Source organism: Lentzea sp. NPDC037011 (genome assembly GCF_055607425.1).
The window spans coordinates 13,877-35,016 of the sequence record NZ_JBVJRT010000002.1; the positions used below are offsets into that span (position 1 = coordinate 13,877).

At 75.0% G+C, this 21,140-nt stretch carries 2 protein-coding genes; both read left to right on the top strand.

The window, feature by feature from the left end; genetic code table 11:
* Positions 1 to 79: 79 nt before the first annotated feature.
* Positions 80 to 10,609: an SDR family NAD(P)-dependent oxidoreductase gene (locus ACZ7CH_RS05060; RefSeq protein WP_470373193.1), complete on the top strand. Its 10,530-nt coding sequence runs from the start codon at positions 80 to 82 to the stop codon at positions 10,607 to 10,609.
* 64 nt (positions 10,610 to 10,673) lie between these two features.
* Positions 10,674 to 21,134 carry an SDR family NAD(P)-dependent oxidoreductase gene (locus ACZ7CH_RS05065; RefSeq protein ID WP_470373194.1) on the top strand — a complete coding sequence of 3,487 codons (10,461 nt, stop codon included), beginning with the start codon at positions 10,674 to 10,676 and terminating at the stop codon, positions 21,132 to 21,134.
* Positions 21,135 to 21,140: the final 6 nt, after the last annotated feature.

Consider the following 21,140-nt stretch of genomic DNA (forward strand, 5'->3'; position numbering starts at 1 on the left):
GGGTGGGGTCCCTCCTCCTGCTCTCGTTACGTTCCAAGCAAGGACCAGAGATCGCGCCGGTCAGTCGGGAGATGCGCGGATGAACGGGCTCGTAGCCGAATCAGCACTGGCGACACGGCTGGCGCAGGCCGCGCCGGGCGGACGCCGCCGGGTGGTCACCGAGTTGGTGCGCGCCGCCGTGGCGGAGGCCATCGCGCAGGCGCGGCCGGACGCAGCGGCCGCCGGCGCCGCGCTCGACGCCGAGCAGTCCTTCGCGGCGCAGGGGCTCGACTCGCTGGCCGCCGTCCACCTGCACCACGTCCTCACCGAGCGCACCGGGATTCCCCTGCCGGTGAGCCTCGCCTACGACTGCCCGACGCTGCCGGAGCTGGTGGACCGGCTGCTGCGCGCGGCCGACGGAACCGACGACGCCGCGGACGTGCCCGCCGCACCCACCACCCCCGCCGCCGTCGACGACGAGCCGGTCGCGATCGTGGGCATCGGCTGCCGCTTCCCCGGCGGCATCGACGATCCGGCGGCGTTGTGGCAGCTGCTCGCCGAGGGCGGCACCGTGCTGTCCGACTTCCCCTCCGACCGCGGTTGGGACCTCGGCGCCCTGTTCGACGACGATCCCGAGACGCCGGGCAGCGCCTACGTGCGCAAGGGCGGGTTCCTCGGCACCGCGACCGACTTCGACGCCGAGTTCTTCGGCATCAGCCCGCGCGAGGCGCTGGGCATGGACCCGCAGCAGCGGCTCGTGCTCGAGACCACCTGGCACGCGCTCGAGAACGCCGGGATCGACCCCACCGCGTTGCGCGGCACGGCGACCGGTGTCTTCGTCGGTGCGGAGATGCTGGACTACGGCCCGCACCTGCACGAGGCACCCGACGGCATGGACGCGTACCTGTTGGCGGGCAACGCCTCCAGCGTCGTGTCCGGCCGGGTCGCGTACGTGCTCGGTGTGGAAGGTCCCGCGCTCACCGTGGACACGGCGTGCTCCGCGGGACTCGTCTCGCTGCACCTGGCGTGCCGCTCGTTGCGCGCGGGGGAAACGACGCTCGCGCTCGCCGGTGGTGTGGCCGTGCTCGGTGGACCGGGCGTCTTCACCGCGTTCAGCAGGCAGCGCGGCCTCGCGCCGGACGGGGTCTGCAAACCCTTCGCCGCGGCCGCGGACGGCACCGGTTTCGCCGAAGGCGTGGGCGTCCTGGTCCTGGAGCGGCTGTCGGACGCGCGGAAGAACGGCCACCGGGTGCTCGCCGTGGTGCGCGGCTCCGCGGTGAACTCCGACGGCGCGTCCAACGGCCTCACCGCGCCCAACGGCACCGCGCAGCAGCGGGTCATCCGCAGTGCGCTCGCGTCAGCGGGACTCACGCCGGCGGACGTCGACGTCGTCGAGGCGCACGGCACCGGTACCCGGCTCGGCGACCCGATCGAGGCGACGGCGCTGCTGGCCACCTACGGACGCGACCGCGCGAGGCCCCTGCTGCTCGGGTCGGTGAAGTCCAACCTCGGGCACACCCAGGCCGCCGCCGGCGTTGCCGGGGTGATCAAGGCCGTGCTCGCGATGCAGCACGGCGAGGTTCCCGCGACGCTGCACGTCGACGAACCGACGCCGCACGTCGACTGGTCCTCCGGCCAGGTCGAGCTGACCGTCGAGTCCCGTCCGTGGCCGGAGACGGGCCGCCCGCGCCGCGCCGCCGTGTCGTCCTTCGGCGTCAGCGGCACCAACGCGCACGTCATCCTCGAACGCCCCGAGCAGGAACCGGACACCTCCGCGCCGAGCCCGGCCGGCGGGCGCCCGCTGGCGTTCCCGCTGTCCGCGCGCGGCGAGGACGCGCTCCGCGCGCGTGCCCGTGACCTGCTGCCCCTCGTCGACACCGTCGAACCGGTGGAGCTGGCACAGGCGCTCGGCACCACGCGTGCCGCGCTGCGCGACTCGGCGGTGCTCGTCGCGACCGGCCGGGACGAGCTGCGCGCTGCCCTGGAAGGACTCGCGAACGGTGCCACCGCGGTGCCGCAGCGGGTGCCGGGCGAGATCGCGTTCCTGTTCGCCGGGCAGGGCAGCCAGCGCGCGGGGATGGGCCGCGAGCTGGCGGCCGCCTATCCCGTCTTCGCGGACTCGCTCGCCGCGACCTGTGCCCACTTCGACCTCCAGCTGCCGCGCCGGCTCGACGAGCTGATGTTCGCCGAGCCGGGCAGTGCCGACGCCGCCCTGCTGGACACGACGGAGTACGCGCAGCCCGCGCTGTTCGCCGTCGAGGTCGCGCTGTACCGGCTGTTCGAGAGCTGGGGCCTCACGCCGGACCACCTCGCGGGCCACTCCGTCGGCGAGATCGCGGCCGCGCACGTCGCGGGCGTGCTGACGCTGCAGGACGCGACGATCCTCGTCGCCGCGCGCGGCCGGCTCATGCAGCGGCTGCCCGCCGGGGGCGCGATGCTCGCCGTTCGCGCGTCCGAGGCCGAAGTGACCCCTCTGCTGACCGCGGGAACCGGGATCGCCGCCGTCAACGGCCCCGAGTCGGTCGTGGTGTCGGGCGAGCTCGGCGACGTCGAGCGGATCGCCGCCGAGCTGTCGTCACGTGATCGCGACACCCGGCGTCTGCGCGTGAGCCACGCCTTCCACTCGCCGCTCATGGAGCCGGTGCTCGACGAGTTCCGCCGCGTCGTGCGCGTGCTCGACTTCCGCGAGCCGCGCCTGCCGATCGTGTCGACCGTGACCGGGCAGCCGGTGTCGGTCGAGATGTGCGATCCGGAGTACTGGGTCGGCCACGTCCGCGCACAGGTGCGTTTCCACGACGCGCTGCGGCTGCTCGCCGACACGGGCGTGCGCACGTTCCTCGAGCTCGGACCGGGCGCCACGCTGTCGGCGATGGGGCCGGAGTGCGTGGACGCCGGCGGAGTGGCCTTCATCGCGGCGCTGCGCCGGGACCGGCCCGAAGCGCACGAGGCCATGTCGGGGCTCGCGGCCGTGCACTCGCGCGGCGTCCCCGTCGACTGGCGGCGGCACTTCGCCGGGTTCGGCGGCGCTCCGGTCCAGTTGCCCCAGTACCCGTTCCAGCGGCGGCGCTTCTGGCTCGACCAGGGCACGTCCGCCGGCGCCGGCGCGCTCGGACAGCTGCCCGCCGATCACCCGCTGCTCGCCGCTGTCGCCGGCGTGGGCGCGGACGCCGCGGTGCTGACCGGACGGATCTCCACGCGCACCCAGCCGTGGCTCGCCGATCACGTCATCGGCGGCAGGGTGCTGTTCCCCGGCACGGCGTTCGTGGAGCTCGCTCTGCGCGCCGCCGACCACGTACCCGCCGGCCCGCCGCTGCAGCTGGAGGAACTGACCCTGAGCGCACCGCTCGTCCTCGGTGGCGACGAGGAGGTCTCCGTCCAGGTGGCGGTCGGCGTGGCGGACGAGGACGGCCGTCGCCCGGTCACCGTCCACAGCCGCGCCGACCAGGCGGGCCCGTGGACCGAGCACGCCGCTGGCGTCCTCGCCCCGGCCGACACCGCCGATCCCGCGCCGTTCGGCGAGTGGCCGCCGCCGGGTGCCGACCCGGTGGACACGAACGACCTCTACGAGCGCCTGGCCGACGAGGGATACGGCTACGGGCCGGCGTTCCGGGGTCTTCGCGCCGCGTGGCGGCAGGGCGGGACCGTGTACGCCGAGGTCGCGTTGCCGGAAGGGATCGCGGAGAGCGCGGGTGCCTTCGGCCTGCACCCCGCGTTGCTCGACGCGGCGTTGCACGCGGCAGACCTGGACGCGCCTCCGTCGGAGGTGAGCGTGCCGTTCGCCTGGACCGGCGTCACGCTGCACGCCACCGGCGCGACCGCCGTGCGCGTCGCGATCACGCGCGGCGACGGAGGCGGCATCTCGCTCCGGCTCGCCGACGTCACCGGTGCACCGGTGGCCGACATCGGCGGACTGGTTTCCCGGCTCGTGCAGGACCAGGAGGTCCTGCACGCTGTGCGGTGGGTGCCACACCGTGCCCCGGCACCCACCGCAGTTCCACAGGGCACTGTCGTGCACCGCTTCGGCGGTGCCGCGAGCGCGGACGCGCGGGACGCCCGCGAGCACGCCGGCACGGCACTGCGCCTGGTGCGCACGTGGCTGGAAGACGACAGCACGACCGCGCCGCTCGTCGTGGTGACCCCACCCGCGAGCCCCGCGCACGCCGCGGTCCGCGGGCTCGTCCGCGCGGCGCAGGCCGAGAACCCCGGTCGTTTCGTGCTCGTCGAGCACGACGCCGAGCCTTCCGAGACCGAACTGGCCCAGGCCCTCGCCAGCGGTGAGCCGGAGCTGTCGCTGACCGGCGGGCAGTTCCTCGTCCCGCGCCTGGTCTCCGCTCCGGTCTCGGTCCCGGCCACCGCAGCCGCCGACGACTGGGGCACCGTGCTGGTGACCGGTGGCACCGGCGGGGTCGGGTCGCTCGTGGCGCGGCACCTGGTCGAGGCGCACGGCGTCCGCCGCCTGGTGCTGGCCGGCAGGCGCGGGGAGGTGCCCGGCTTCGTCGGGGACCTGGACGCCGAGGTGACCGTGGTGGCCTGCGACATCGGCGACCGCGACGCCGTCACGCGGTTGCTGGCGGAGCACCCCGCCGACTCGGTGGTGCACGCGGCGGGAGTCGTCCGCGATGGTCTGCTCGGCTCGCTCACCGACGAGATGGTCGACGAGGTCTTCCACGCCAAGGCCCACGGCGCCTGGCTGTTGCACGAGCTGACGCTCGACCGCCCGCTGAAGCGGTTCGTGCTGTTCTCCTCGCTCGCCGCGGTGCTCGACGCGCCGGGCCAGGCCAACTACGCCGCCGCCAACGCCTACCTGGACGCGCTCGCCGAGCACCGCGCGTCACTCGGCCTGCCCGCCACGGCGCTGTCCTGGAGCCTGTGGGCGACGGGCACCGGCATGGGTGCCGCACTCGACGCCGCCGCGCTGCGCCGCATCGCCGCCGCCGGGCTGCCGGGACTCCCGGCGGAACGGTCGCTGCGGCTGTTCGACCTCGCCGTCCGATCAGGACGGTCCACCGCGGTGCCGGTCGAGGTGGACGCGACCGCCGTGCGACGCCGTCCCGACGGCGTGCCGCACCTGTTGCGCGAGCTCGTGCGTCCCGCCGTGCGCCGTGCTGCCGCGGGCGGTGCGCGGACCACCGAGGAAGGCCGGTTCGCCACCGTTCCGGTCGCCGAGCGCGAACGCGTGGTGCTGGACCTCGTGCGCACCGAGGTGGCCGACGTGCTGCGCCACGACGGAGCCTCCGCCATCGACCCGGCGCGCGCGTTCACCGAGCTCGGGTTCGACTCCCTCGCCGCCGTCGAGCTGCGCAACCGGCTCAACGCGGTGACCGGGCTGCGGCTGACCGCCACCCTCGTGTTCGACCACCCGACGCCGCGCGCGCTCGCCAAGCACGTCGAGGAGGGCCTGTTCGGCAGCGCCGAGCCCGTGGTTCCCGTCGTCGTGCGCGACCCCGGCACCACCACCGATCCGATCGTCATCGTCGGCACGGCCTGCCGCTATCCCGGCGGCGTCACCTCGCCCGAGGACCTGTGGCGGCTGGTCGCCGACGGCGTCGACGCGGTGGGCGGGTTCCCCGCCGACCGCGGCTGGGACGCCGACGCGCTCTACGACCCCGAGCCGGGCACGCCCGGCCGCACGTACACGCGGGAAGGCGCGTTCCTCCACGACGCCGCGCGGTTCGACGCCGGCTTCTTCGGCATCAGCCCACGGGAGGCCACCGCGATGGACCCGCAGCAGCGGTTGCTGCTGGAGGTGTCCTGGGAGGCGCTGGAACGGGCGTCGATCGATCCCGCCACCGTGCGCGGCAGCCGGACCGGCGTCTACGCGGGCGTGATGTACCACGACTACGGTGCCTGGCTCCCCGAGCTGCCGGAGGACCTCGCGGCCTACGCGGGCAACGGCAACCTGGGCAGTGTCGTCTCCGGCCGCGTCGCGTACGCGCTCGGTCTCGAGGGCCCCGCGGTCACCGTCGACACGGCGTGCTCCTCGTCCCTGGTCACGTTGCACCTCGCCGCTCAGGCGCTGCGGCAGGGCGAATGCGACCTCGCCCTCGCCGGCGGCGTCACGGTGATGTCCACACCGGACACGTTCATCGACTTCTCCCGCCAGCGCGGGCTCGCCGCCGACGGCCGCTGCAAGTCGTTCGCCGACGGCGCGGACGGCACGGGCTGGGGCGAGGGCGTCGGGGTGCTCGTCGTCGAACGGCTCTCCGACGCGCGGCGCAACGGGCACCGGGTGCTGGCCGTGGTGAGCGGTTCCGCGATCAACCAGGACGGCGCGTCGAACGGGCTGACGGCGCCGAACGGCCCGTCGCAGCAACGGGTCATCCGCGCGGCCCTCGCCGCAGCGGGCCTGGCACCGTCCGATGTGGACGCCGTGGAGGCGCACGGCACCGGCACGACCCTCGGTGACCCGATCGAGGCGCAGGCGCTGCTGGCGACCTACGGTCAGGACCGCGGTGAACCGCTGTGGCTCGGTTCGATCAAGTCGAACATCGGGCACACGCAGGCCGCGGCGGGTGTCGCGGGTGTCATCAAGATGGTCGAGGCCCTGCGGCACGGCGTCCTCCCGAAGACGTTGCACGTCGACGCGCCGTCCTCGAAGGTCGACTGGGAGGCGGGCTCCGTCGAGCTGCTCACCGAGGCCCGTCCGTGGGAACCCGGAGCCCGGCCGCGCCGTGCCGCCGTGTCGTCCTTCGGCATCAGCGGCACGAACGCCCACGTCATCATCGAGGAGCCCGGCGCGCAGGAGGCGGTGGCCGGAGGAGAAGCGCCCCCGGTCGTCGCCCTGCCGGTCTCGGCGCGGACGACCGCGGCGCTGCGCGACCAGGCACGCAACCTGGTCATCGCGGCGTCCACCACCGCCCCCGCCGACCTCGGCTTCGCCCTCGCCACCACGCGCGCGGCGCACGACGAGCGCGCCGTCGTCCTCGCCGGCGCGGACTCCTCCGACGACGTCACGGCGGGCCTCGACGCGCTCGCCCTGGCCGCCGACGCGCCGGGGCTCGTCGTGACCGGTTCGGTCACCGACGGCACGCTGGCGTTCCTGTTCTCCGGTCAGGGTGCCCAGCGACCGGGCATGGGACGCGACTGGTACCGCACCCACCCCGTCTTCGCGGAGCACTTCGACCGCATCGCCGCGCAGTTCGCCGGTCACCTCGGCCACCCGCTCGCCGACGTGCTGTTCGGTGACGGCGAGGCGGCCGCGCTGCTCGACCAGACCGCCTACACGCAGGCCGCGCTGTTCACCACGCAGGTGGCCCTCTACCGGGTGCTCGAGTCGGCGGGGCTGCGTCCGGCGTGGCTCGCGGGGCACTCCATCGGCGAGTTCGCCGCCGCGCACGTGGCGGGTGTCTGGTCGCTGTCCGACGCGGTGACCGCGGTCGCCGCGCGGGGCGAGCTGATGCAGGCCCTGCCCGCCGGCGGGGCCATGATCGCCGTGCAGGCCACCGAGGAGGAGGTCACCCCGCTCCTCGGCGAGCGGTGCGGCATCGCCGCGGTCAACGGGCCCCGCGCGGTCGTGGTGTCCGGTGACGAGGACGCCGTGGAGGCGGTCGCCGCGCGGTTCGCCACGACCCGGCGGCTGCGGGTCTCGCACGCCTTCCACTCGCCGCGCATGGAACCGATGCTGGCCGGCTTCCGCGAGGTCATGGCCGGGCTCACCGCGCACGAGCCCGCGGTGCCGATCATGTCCACGCTCACCGGCGAGCCCGCGACCGCCGCCCAGCTCGGCTCGGCCGGCTACTGGGTGGACCACGTGCGCGGGACCGTGCGCTTCGCCGACGCCGTGCGCGCGCTCGCCGACCGCGGCGTCGACACGTTCCTGGAGCTCGGCGCCGCCCCCGTGCTGACCGCGATGGGACCCGACTGCCTCGTCGAAGCCCAGGGCGATGCCGAACCGGCCTTCGCGTGCACCGCGCGCAAGGACACCGGGGAGGTGCGCGCGCTGCTGACCTCGCTCGCCGAGGTGCACGTGCGGGGCTTCGACGTCGACTGGCGTCAGCTCTACGGCGACTTCACCGGCGCGCACGTGGACCTGCCGACCTACCCGTTCCAGCACCGGCACCACTGGCTGCCGCTGGCCGCGACCGGTGGCGACGTCACCGCGCACGGACTGTCCTCAGTGGACCACCCGCTGGTCAGCGCGGCCGTGGACCTGCCAGGCGACGGCGGCCTGCTGCTCACCGGACGCGTCTCGCTCGCCACGCACCCGCTGCTCGCCGAGCACGCCGTCCTCGGCACCGTGCTGGTACCCGGTGCCGCGCTGGTCGGCCTCGCCCTGCACGCCGGCCGCCTCACCGGCCGCCCCGCGCTCACCGAGCTGACCCTGCAGTCGCCGCTCGTCGTGCCGGGGGAGTCGGCCGTGCGGCTGCACGTCTCGGCCGCCGCCGACGGCACCGTCGAGATCCACTCGCGGCCCGACGACGCGACCGGCGAGTGGACCTGCCACGCCACGGGCGTTCTCGACGTGGTCGGGGACGCGTCCGGTCAGGCGCCGGTCGGCGAGTGGCCCGCGCCGGGCGCGACCGGGCTCGACGTCAGCGGCCTGTACGAGCGGATGCACGCCGAGGGCTACGACTACGGGCCCGTCTTCCACGCCGTGCGCGCCGCGTGGCGGGCCGGCGAGGACACCGTGCTCGCGGAGCTGGAACTGCCCGCGGAGGCCAGGCACGACGCCGCCCGCTACGGCCTGCACCCGGCATTGCTCGACGCGGCGCTGCACGTCACCGGTCTGCTCGACCCGCGAGCCGAACCCGCCGATGCCGGCGCGGGCGTGGTCGAGCTGCCGTTCGCGTGGACCGGGGTCACCCAGCACGGCTCCGGCGCGCTCGCCGCCAGGGTGCGCGTGACCCGCGCGGGCACCGGCGGCCTGCGGATCGAACTCTCCACAGAGGACGGAGCACCGCTGGCGACCGTGGCGTCGTACGTGACGCGGCCCGTCGCCGCAGACCGGCTGGGTGCCCCGGCCCGGGAGCTGTACGTCGTGGCCGGCGAGCCGGTGCCGAAGCCCGTCGTGCGGGCACACCGGAGCTGGGCGGTGCTCGGTGACGACGACCTCGGACTCGGCGTCCCGGTCGCACCGGAGCCCGCCGCGCTGGGCACCGCCGACGCGGTCCTGTACGCCGCACCGGTGCCGGACGGCACCGCTGTGCCGGACGCCGTGCGGTCAGCCCTCGCCGAGACCCTGCGGGTCGTGCAGGCGTGGCTCGCCGACGAACGGCAGGCGGTGCTCGTCGTGCTGACCCGCGACGATCTCGCCGGCGCGGCGGTGCGCGGTCTCGTCCGTGCCGCGTACGCGGAGGAACCCGGACGCGTGGTGCTCGTGGACCTCGGAGACGCCCGGCCGGACCTCGCGTCCCTCGGCGCGGCACTCGACACCGGTGAGCCGGAGGTGCGCCTCAAGGACGGCGACGTGCACGCACCGCGTCTCGTCCGCGCACCGGACGCGGTGGACCGCACGGCGCAGCGCCCGTGGGGCACCGTGCTCATCACCGGAGGGACGGGCGGGCTCGGCGCGCTCGTCGCGAAGCACCTCGCACGGCGCAACGACGTCGAAAGGCTCGTTCTCACGAGCAGGCGCGGGCCGGACGCGCCGGGTGCCGCCGACCTGCTCGGCGAGCTGAGCGCGCTGGGTGCCAAGGCCGAGGTCGTCGCCTGCGACGTCGCCGACCGCGCGGCCGTCGCCGCGTTGCTCGCGCTCACACCGGTCGACAGCGTCGTGCACACGGCCGGTGTGCTGGACGACGGCGTCATCACGGCGCTGACACCGTCGCGTGTGGACACCGTGCTGCGCCCGAAGGCCGAGGCCGCCTGGCACCTGCACGAGCTGACCCTCGGCCGCGAGCTGGCGCACTTCGTGCTGTTCTCGTCGGCCGCGGGCACCATCGACGCCTCCGGCCAGGGCAACTACGCGGCGGCCAACGCGTTCCTCGACGCGCTCGCCGCGCACCGGGCGGACCTCGGGCTCGCCGCGACGTCGATGGCGTGGGGCCTGTGGGCGGGCGGCGGCATGGGCGCGTCGCTGGACGAGGGCGAGCTCGCCCGGATCGAGCGTTCCGGCGTCGGCGTGCTCGAACCGGACGACGCGCTCGCCCTCTTCGACGCCGCCGTGACGACCGGCCTGCCCGCCGTGCTGCCGGTCCGGCTCGACCTCCGCGCGCTGCGGCGGCGAGGCGAGGAGGTGCCCGCGCCGCTGCGGACGCTCGCCGGCGTCGCCGTGGCACCCGCCCAGCACGCCCGCACCCTCGGCGACCGGCTCGCCGGGCTGCCGAAGGCCGACCACGAGCACGTCGTGCTCACCGCCGTCCGCACCGAGGTGGCCGGGGTGCTCGGCCACGCAGGGCCCGCCGACGTGGAACCACGGCGCGCTTTCACCGAGCTGGGGTTCGACTCGCTCGCCGCGGTGGAGCTGCGCAACCGGCTCAACGCCGTCAGCGGGCTGCGGCTGCCGTCCACGATGATCTTCGACTACGCGACGCCCGCCGCACTCGCCGGCTACCTCCTCGGCCGCCTGGCCCCGGAACCGCCGGCCGAACCGCAGGTGCCGCGGACAGCGGACGGCGAACCCGGCACCGACATCAAGTCCATGGACGTGGCCGACCTCGTGCGCGCCGCGTTGAACCGCAGCGGCACCTGAGCCGCCCGCCCGGCCACCCGGGGAAGCAGGGCCAAGCCGAGCGAGCAGGGGAGCGACACCGAGCATGGAAACATCCGTCGAACAGATCGTCGAAGCGCTGCGCCAGTCGTTGATCGAGAACGAGCGGCTGCGCGCGCAGAACGCCCAAGCGGCTCGTGAACCGGTCGCGATCGTCGGGATGAGCTGCCGGTATCCCGGTGGCGCCGACACCCCGGAGAAGCTCTGGGAGCTGGTCGCCGGAGGCACCGACGCGATCGGGGACTTCCCGGCCGACCGCGACTGGGACGTCGACAACATCTACGACCCCGATCCCGACGCACCGGGCAGGACCCACGTGCGCGAAGGCGGGTTCCTGCACGAGGCCGCGTGGTTCGACCCCGCCTTCTTCGGCATCAGCCCGCGGGAGGCGCTCGCCATGGACCCGCAGCAGCGGTTGCTGCTGGAGGTCTGCTGGGAGGCCCTGGAACGCGCGGGCATCGACCCCCACAGCCTGCGCGGCAGCCGGACCGGCATCTACGCGGGCGTGATGTACCACGACTACGGGACCTGGCTCACCGAGGTGCCCGAGGAGGTCGAGGGCTACCTCGGCAACGGCAACCTGGGCAGCGTCGCGTCCGGGCGGGTGTCGTACACGCTCGGGCTGGAAGGCCCCGCCGTCACGGTGGACACGGCGTGCTCGTCCTCGCTGGTCGCGCTGCACCTCGCGGTGCAGGCGCTCCGGTCAGGCGAGTGCTCGCTGGCGCTCGCGGGCGGGGTGACGGTGATGTCCACCCCGGACACGTTCATCGACTTCTCGAAGCAGCGCGGTCTCGCGCAGGACGGGCGCTGCAAGTCGTTCGCCGAGGGCGCGGACGGCACGGGCTGGGGCGAGGGCACCGGGATGGTGTTGCTCGAACGCCTCTCCGACGCGCGGCGCAACGGGCACCGGGTGCTGGCCGTGGTGAGCGGTTCCGCGATCAACCAGGACGGTGCGTCGAACGGGCTGACGGCGCCGAACGGCCCGTCGCAGCAACGCGTGATCCGGGCGGCGCTGGCCGACGCGGAACTCGAACCGTCCGATGTGGACGTCGTGGAGGCGCACGGCACCGGCACGCCGCTCGGTGACCCGATCGAGGCGCAGGCGCTGCTGGCGACCTACGGCCAGGACCGCGGTGAACCGCTGTGGCTCGGTTCGATCAAGTCGAACATCGGGCACACGCAGGCCGCGGCGGGCGTCGCCGGGATCATCAAGATGGTCGAGGCCATGCGGCACGGCAGGCTGCCCCGGACCCTCCACGCCGGCGAGCCCACCTCGAAGGTCGACTGGGAGGAGGGCGCGGTCGAGCTGCTCCGCGAGGCGCGCGACTGGCCGGCGCGCGACGGGCGGCGCAGGGCCGCCGTGTCCTCGTTCGGCATCAGCGGCACCAATGCCCACGTCATCCTCGAGTCACCGCCGGCGGAAGAGCCCGTCGTGGAACCGGCCGAGCCGTGGTCGGGCCCGGTGCCCCTGGTGCTGTCGGGAGCGAGCGGACGCGGCCTCGCGGCGCAGGCCCGCCGGATGCTCGACCACCTCGCCGCGACCCCGGACTCCCCGGCCGACATCGCGTACGGCCTCGTGGCGTCGCGTGCGGTGCTCGACGAACGCGCCGTCGTCGTCGGGAACGACCTCGCCGCGCTGACGGCGGGGCTCACCGCGCTGGCCGCGGGCGACACCGCCACCGGTGTCGTGCGCGGTGCCCGCGCCCCCGAGTCGCGGGTCGCGTTCGTCTTCCCGGGCCAGGGCTCGCAGTGGGCCGGCATGGCCGCCGACCTCCTCGACTCCTCACCGGCGTTCTCCGCCGCGCTGGCGGAGTGCGCGGCGGTGCTCGACCCCATCACGGGATGGGACCTGCTCGACACCGTCCGCGCCCGGCGTGAGCTGAGCCGCGTCGACGTCGTGCAACCGGTGCTGTGGGCGGTCATGGTGTCGCTGGCGGCACTCTGGCGTGCGCACGGGGTCGAGCCCGCGGCGGTCATCGGCCACTCGCAGGGCGAGATCGCCGCCGCGTGCGTGGCGGGCGCGCTCAGCCTCGCCGACGGTGCGAAGGTGGTGACCCTGCGCGCGAAGGCCATCGCCGACGAGCTCTCCGGCCGCGGCGGGATGCTGTCGGTCGCGCTCCCGGCCGAGCAGGTGCGCGAACGACTCGCGGCCCACGGCGGCCTCCTCGAGATCGCCGTGGTGAACGGCCCGCTGTCGGTGGTGGTCTCCGGCGACCCCGAGGCGCTCAGCGAACTGCGCGCGGCGGTGATCGCGGACGGGCACCGGGCCAAGCTCGTGCCGGTCGACTACGCGTCGCACTGCGCGCACGTCGAGGCGATCCACGAGCGGCTGCTCACCGACCTCGCCGGCATCCGGCCGCGCACGGCGGACGTGCCGTTCTACTCGACCGTGACCGGCGGCCGGATCGACACGGTGGTCCTCGACGCCCAGTACTGGTACGAGAACCTGCGGCAGACCGTCCTCTTCGAACAGACGACCCGCGAGCTGTTCGACGCCGGGTACGGTGCCTTCATCGAGTGCAGCCCGCATCCGGTGCTGCTGCACAGCATCGCGGAGACGGCCGACGCCGCCGGCGTCGACGTCACCGGGGTCGGGTCGCTGCGCCGGCACGACGGCGGTCCCGAACGGCTGTTCACCTCGCTGGCCGAGGCGTTCGTCGCCGGGGTTCCCGTGGACTGGCGCGCGGTGTTCAGCGCTTCCGGCGCGCGCGTGACCGATCTGCCGACGTACGCGTTCCAGCGGGAACGCTACTGGCTGGGCCGGTCCGGGGCGACGGGCGACGTCACGGCGGCCGGCCTCGACACCGTCGCGCACCCGCTCGTCGGCGCCGCGGTCCCCGTGGCCCAGGACGAGGACGGTGCGGGAGCGGTGGTCTTCACCGCCCGTCTCTCGACGTCGGCGCTGCCGTGGCTCGCCGATCACGCCGTGGCCGGCACGGTGCTGCTCCCCGGCACGGCGCTGGTCGAGCTCGCGCTGTCGCTGGGCCACGACCTCGGGCACGGTCACCTCGCGGAGCTCACCCTCCACGCGCCGGTCGTGCTGGCCGGGTGGGGGAGCGTCCAGCTGCAGGTGCGCGTCGACGCGCCGGACGAGACCGGGCACCGCGCGCTGACCGTCCACTCGCGACCGCACGGCGATCCCGGCGAACCCTGGTCGCGCAACGCCTCCGGCCTGCTCGCTCCCCAGTCCGCGGCCGCGGCCTTCGACCTGGCGGTGTGGCCGCCGAGCGGCGCGGAACCGCTGGTCGTCGACGACGCCTACGACAGGCTCGCCGCGCTCGGCTACGACTACGGTCCCTCCTTCCAGGGGCTGCGCGCGGCCTGGCGGCGGGGTGACGAGCTGTTCGCCGAGGTGGAGCTGCCCGTCGAGGCGGCGGGCTTCGGCCTGCACCCGGCGCTGTTCGACGCCGCCCTGCACGTGGACGGCCTGGCCGCCGACGGTGCCGGCGAGACGAGCCTGCCGTTCGCCTGGACCGGTGTCTCCCTGCACGCCACCGGCGCGACCGCCCTGCGAGTGGCGATCCGGCGCGGTGAGACCCTGTCGCTGCGCATGGCCGACCCCACCGGCGCGCCGGTGGCGGAGGTGGAAGCGCTGGTGGCACGCCCGGTCGACCGGGGTGCCGTCGCCACCCGCACCGACGACCTCTACCGCCTGAGCTGGCCGGTGCTGCCGGTGCCCAGGACCGAACCCGGCTCGTTCGTCGTGTGGGACGGTGACTCCGCACTGCCCGATGGCGCACACGAGTGGGTGGTCCTGCCGATCGACGGGACCACTGAAGGCGCTCTCGACCCCGCTGCCGCGGCACGCGGCACCACGGGACTCGCGCTCGCCGCGATCCAGCGCTGGATCGCCGAGGAGCCTTCCGCGCGGCTGCTCGTGCTCACCGGGGGCGCTGTCACCGAACCCGTCCGCGACGTGGCCGCCGCCGCGGTGTGGGGCCTGGTGCGCGCGGCCCAGGACGAGCACCCCGGCCGGTTCGTGCTGGTCGACTCCGGCGACGGGGTGGAGGCGGCGGTCGCGGCCGCGGGCGCGACCACCGAACCGCAGCTCGCCGTGCACGACGGCACCGTGTCCGTGCCACGCCTCGCGCGGGTGCCGGCCACCGCGCGGACCGCGACCCTCGACCCGGAGGGCACGGTGCTCCTGACGGGGGGCACCGGTGTCCTCGGTTGCCTGGTCGCCCGGCACCTGGTGCGGGAGCACGGTGTGCGGCGGCTCGTCCTCACCGGCCGCCGCGGTGTGGCGGCGGACGACCTGTCGGACCTCGGCGCCGACGTGTCGGTGGTCGCCTGCGACGCCGCAGACCGCGACCAGCTCGCCCGCGTGGTGGCCGCCGTGGACCCCGCACACCCGCTGACCGCCGTGGTGCACCTCGCGGGTGTGCTCGACGACGGCCTGGTGAGCGACCAGACCCCCGAACGCCTCGACGCGGTGCTGCGGCCCAAGGCGGACGCGGCGTGGCACCTGCACGAGCTGACGAAGGACCTGGACCTCGCGGCGTTCGTGCTGTTCTCCTCGGCCGCCGGCACGGTCGACGGCGGGGGACAGGCCGGCTACGCGGCGGCCAACGCGTTCCTCGACGCGCTCGCCGCGCACCGCCGGTCCCTCGGCCTGCCCGCGCACTCCCTCGCCTGGGGGTTCTGGGACCAGCGCACCGGGCTCACCGAGCACCTGACCGACGCCGACGTCGAGCGCATGGCCCGCGCGGGCGTGCGCCCGATCCAGACCGCCGACGGACTCCGGTTGTTCGACGTGGCGCTGTCCGCGCCGGACGCCCGGCTGGTGCCGATCGCTCTCGACCTCCCCGCTCTGCGCAGGGCGGGAGAGGTGGCACCGCTGCTGCGGGGCGTCGTGCCCTCGGGCAAGCGCGCCGCGACCGGCCTCGCCGCCGCCGCGCGGTCGTCGCTCGTCGACCGCCTCACCGCCCTCGGTCCCGCCGAACGCGACACCGAGCTGCGCGAGCTCCTCCGCACGCTCGTCGCCGCCGTGCTCGGCTTCGGTGACGACCTCGTGCTCGACCCGCGCCGCCCGTTCCGGGAGACCGGCTTCGACTCGCTGACCGCCGTGGAACTGCGCAACCGCCTCGGCACGGCGCTGGGCCTGCGACTGCCCGCCACGCTCGTCTTCGACTACCCCGACGCCGACGCGCTGATCGCATACGTCAGCGCGGAGCTGTTCGGCGCCGAGGCGGACGAGCCCGTGCCGGCCGCGCCGGTCACCGTGGACGCGCAGGACGATCCGGTGGTGATCGTCGGCATGGCCTGCCGGTTCCCCGGCGGCATCGCCACGCCGGAGGACCTGTGGCAGCTCGTCACCGACGGCCGCGACGGCATGGGCGGGTTCCCCACCGACCGCGGCTGGGACCTCGCGCACCTCTACGACCCGGAGCCGGGCAAGGCCGGGCACTGCAGCACGGCCGTGGGCGGGTTCCTCCACGACGCCGACCGGTTCGACCCCGACTTCTTCGGCATCGGCCCGCGGGAGGCGCTCGCGATGGACCCGCAGCAGCGGTTGCTGCTGGAGGTCTCCTGGGAGGCGCTGGAGCGCGCGGGCGTCGACCCGCACACCGTGCGCGGCACCCGGACCGGTGTCTACGTGGGCGTGATGTACCACGACTACGGCAGCAGGCTGCGCGCCGTGCCCGAGGAGGTGCGCGACTACCTCGGCAACGGCAGTCTCGGCAGTGTCGCCTCCGGCCGCGTCGCCTACGCGCTGGGCCTGGAGGGCCCGACGCTCTCCGTGGACACCGCGTGCTCGTCGTCGCTCGTCGCGCTGCACCTCGCCGCTGAGGCCGTGCGACGGGGCGAATGCGACCGTGCTCTCGCCGGTGGCGTGAGCGTGATGTCGACCGCGGACACGTTCGTGGACTTCAGCAGGCAGCGCAACCTCGCGGCCGACGGCAGGGTCAAGGCCTTCTCCGCCGACGCGGACGGCACGGCGCTGTCCGAAGGCGTCGGCGTCCTCGTGGTGGAACGGCTGTCGCAGGCCCGGCGCCACGGCCACGACGTGCTGGCCGTCGTCCGCGGCTCCGCGGTGAACTCGGACGGGGCGTCGAACGGCCTCACCGCGCCCAACGGCCCGTCGCAGCAGCGCGTGATCAGGGAGGCGTTGCGCGTCTCCGGCCTCGGACCGTCCGATGTGGACGCCGTGGAGGCGCACGGCACCGGAACGACCCTCGGCGATCCGATCGAGGCGCAGGCGTTGCTCGCGACCTACGGCCAGGACCGCGGTGAACCGCTGTGGCTCGGTTCGATCAAGTCGAACCTCGGGCACACGCAGGCCGCGGCGGGCGTCGCCGGGGTGGTGAAGATGGTGCAGGCGATGCGCCACGGCGTCCTGCCCGCGACGCTGAACGTCACCGCGCCGTCGGCGGAGGTGGACTGGGACGCCGGTGCCGTGCGGCTGGTCACCGAGCAGCGCGCCTGGCCGGAGTCCGGCCACCCGCGTCGTGCGGGCGTGTCGTCGTTCGGGATCAGCGGCACCAACGCCCACCTGATCCTGGAGCAGGCCCCGGCCGCACCTCCCGCGCCGGAACCCGCGGCGGAGGCCCCCCTGCTGCCGTTCGTGGTCTCCGCGACCACACCGGACGCACTCGCCGCGCAGGCCGCGCGACTGCGGCAGGTCGCGGGCGCGTCGCTGCCGGACCTCGCCTACTCGCTGTTCACGACGCGCAGCACGTTCGGCCACCGTGCCGCCGTGGTGGCGCGCGACGCCGGTGAGCTGGACGCGGCGCTCGAGGCGCTCGCCGGGGGACGCACGTCGGAGGCGGTCGTCACCGGGCGTCCGGTGGCGGGCAAGGTCGCGTTCCTGTTCACCGGGCAGGGCGCCCAGCGACTCGGCATGGGGCGTGCGCTGTACGAGAGCCACCCCGTGTTCCGCGCCGCCTTCGACGAGGTCTGCGAGGCGCTGGACGAGCACCTCGACGTACCGCTGCGCGAGGTCGTGTGGGCCGATGCGGACGACACGAGCGCGTTGCTCGACCGCACCGACTACACCCAGTGCGCGTTGTTCGCCGTCGAGACCGCGCTCTTCCGGCTGCTCGCGTCCTACGGCGTGCGGCCGGACTGGGTGGCGGGCCACTCGATCGGCGAGCTGACCGCGGCCCACGTCGCGGGCGTGTGGTCGCTGCGGGACGCCGCGCGTCTCGTCGCCGCACGCGGACGGCTCATGGCCGCCCTGCCAGCCGGAGGCACGATGCTCGCCGTCGACGCGGCGGAAACCGACGTGCTGCCGTACCTGACGGCCGACGACGTGGCGATCGCCGCGGTCAACGGGCCGAGCGCCGTCGTCGTGTCCGGCTCCGAAGCCGCCGTGGCCGCGGTGGCGGACAAGCTGACCGGCCGCCGCACGAAGCGGTTGCGGGTCAGCCACGCCTTCCACTCGCCGCTGATGGAACCGATGCTCGCGGAGTTCGAGCAGGTCGCAGCCGGACTGGAGTTCGCGGCGCCGTCGATCCCCCTGGTGTCCAACGTGACCGGTGAGCGCGCGACCGACGAGGAGCTGTGCTCACCGGCGTACTGGGTGCGGCACGTGCGCGAGGCCGTGCGCTTCGCCGATGGCGTTCGCACGCTCGCCGACGCCGGGGTGGGCACCTTCATCGAGGTCGGTCCCGATGCGGTTCTCACCGCGATGGGCCGCGAGGTCGTCGGTGACGCGGAGAACGCCACGCCGGCCTTCGCACCGGTGTGCCGACGCGGGCACGACGAGGTGCGCACCTTCGCCACGCTGCTCGGCACCGCCCACGTCCGAGGAGTCGACGTCGACTGGGCGCAGGCGTTCGAGGGCACCGGCGCGCGCACGATCGACCTGCCGACCTACGCCTTCCAGCACCAGCGGCTGTGGCTGCACGACGAGCCCGGCGCGGTGGTGGACGCCCGCGGCCTCGGCCAGACCCCCGCGGCGCACCCGATGCTGGGCGCTGCCGTGACGCTCGCGGGCGACGACACCGTGGCGCTGACCGGGCGGCTGTCGATCGCGACGCACCCGTGGCTCGCCGACCACGTCGTCGCCGGGACCGTGCTCGTGCCCGGCAGCGCGTTCGTGGAACTCGCTGTGCGCGCGGGCGACCAGGCCGGCTGCCCGCACCTGGCCGAGCTGACGCTCGAACGGCCGCTGACGCTCACCGCAGGCGAGGCCGTTCAGCTGCAGGTGACCGCTGCCGCACCAGGATCGGACGGCAGTCGCGCGCTCGCCGTGCACTCGCGTCCGGAAGGGACGGACGCGGCCTGGACGCGGCACGCCACCGGTGTCCTCGGCACGGCCTCGGCGGAGGAACCGCCCGCGCTGGGCGAGTGGCCGCCCGCGGGTGCGGAGCCGATCGACGTCAGCGGCGTCTACGACCGGCTTTCGGCACAGGGCTACGACTACGGGCCGCTGTTCCGCGGGCTGCGCGCCGCGTGGCGCGACGGTGCCGACGTGTGCGCCGAAGTGCGGCTGCCGGACGGCAAGGGCACCGGTTTCGGCCTGCACCCGGCACTGCTGGACTCGGCACTGCACCTGCTCGACCTCCTTGATGGCCAGGACCCGGACGTCATGGCCCTGCCGTTCTCGTGGGAGGGCGTCGAGGTGCACGCCACCGGGGCGACCGCGCTCCGGGTGCGGTTGACGCCGCTGGAGCAGGGCCGGCTCGGCGTGCGCCTGTACGACGGCGTGGGCGCTCCGGTCGCCGACGTCGCCGCGCTGAGCCTGCGCGAGATCGACCCCGGCCAGCTGCGGACGACCGAGCCCGGTGACCTGCTGCGCCTCCACTGGACGCCGAAGCCGGTCGGAACCGCGACCGCCGAACCGCGGGTGCACACCGTGGACCACGCCGGTGGCGAGGTGACGGCCGCGACGCGTGCGACGGTGGCGGCCACCCTCGCGGTGCTGCAACGCGAGGCCGGTGGCACCGCGAGCGGTCCGCTCGTGGTCCGCACCCGGCGTGCGGTGGCGGTCACCGCGGACGAGACCCCCGACCTCGCGCAGGCGGCGGTGTGGGGCATGGTGCGCGCGGCCGCCGTCGAGCACCCCGGCCTGTTCGTGCTGCTCGACTCCGACGGCACGGCCGAGTCGGACGCCGTCCTCGCGGCCGCTGTCGCGACCGGGTCTCCGGAGCTCGCGTTGCGCGCCGGGGTGGCCCACGTCCCCGAGCTGTCCGAAGTGGACGGTCCGGGCACGCCCGTGCCGCTCGACCCGGCGGGCACGGTGCTCGTCCTCGGCGGCACCGGTGGCCTCGGTCTGCTGCTGGCCCGCCACCTGGTGGCGAACCACGGGGTCCGTCACCTGGTGCTGGTGGGGCGCGGTCACCGCGAGCCGGACCTGACGGAGCTCCACGAGCTCGGTGCGCTGGTGGAGGTGGTGGCCTGTGACGTCACCGACCGCGCCGCGCTGGCCGGACTGGTCGCCGCGGTGCCCGCGGACCGCCCGCTGACGGCCGTCGTGCACGCGGCGGGCGTCCTCGACGACGGACTGCTCACCGACCTCACCCCGCACCGGTTCGAGACGGTGCTGCGGCCCAAGGCGGACGCGGCGTGGCACCTGCACGAGCTGACGAAGGACCTGGACCTGGCGGCGTTCGTGCTGTTCTCGTCGGCGGCGGGCACCCTGGGAGCCGCGGGACAGGCCAACTACGCGGCGGGCAACGCCTTCCTCGACGCCCTCGCCGCGTACCGCCGTTCCCTGGGCCTGCCGGCGCACTCGCTCGGGTGGGGCCTGTGGGAGACCGCGGGCGCGGGAGGCATGGGCGCGAGCCTGGACGAGGCGGAGCGGAGCAGGCTCGCCCGCGACGGCATCCTGCCGTTGCCGGTGAGTCGCGCGCTGGAGTTGTTCGACGCCGCGCTCGGTGCTGACCACGCTGCCGTCCTGCCGGTGCGGGTGCGCGTCACCGAGGACGCTCCCGCCCTCGTCCGCGCGCTGTCCGGGCACGCCGCGGCGGCACCGGTTCGCCGGGTGGCGAACGCCGCCGGTGAGGTCGTGGCCGAGCCGCTGTCCGCACGGCTGCCGAAGCTCCCGGCGGCCGAAGGCAGGAAGCTGCTCACCGAGCTGGTGTGCGGTCACGTCGCCGGCGTGCTGGGCCACACCTCCGCGGCCGCGGTCGAACCCGACCGCTCCCTGGGTGACCTCGGCGTGGACTCACTGGCCGCGCTCGAGCTCCGCAACCGGCTCGGAGCCGACACCGGCCTGCGGTTGTCGAGCACGCTCACGTTCGACCACCCGACCGCCGACGCACTCGCCGAGCACCTGTTCACCGAGCTGGGCGGGGCGACAGCGGCTGCGGGGGCGGTGGACCTGGAGGCCGAGGTGGTCCGGCTGGAGACGCTGCTGGACTCCACCGCGGACCCGGCCTCGGTGGACGACGAGCAGCGCGCCAGGGTGGGCGCCCGGCTGCGCGCACTGAGCGCGCGCTGGGACGGTGCCGCCACCTACGGCGCGGACGTACCGGTCGTGAGCGACGAGCGCGCGCTGGAGACCGCGACCGTGGAGGAACTGCTCGGCATCCTGGACGACGAGCTCGGAAGCCACATCTGACGCGCG

What these genes read in the sequence shown, in the direction of transcription:
- ACZ7CH_RS05060 (WP_470373193.1), top strand. Translation starts at nt 80, where the DNA reads ATGAACGGGCTCGTAGCCGAATCAGCACTGGCGACACGGCTGGCGCAG.
- ACZ7CH_RS05065 (WP_470373194.1), top strand. Translation starts at nt 10,674, where the DNA reads ATGGAAACATCCGTCGAACAGATCGTCGAAGCGCTGCGCCAGTCGTTG.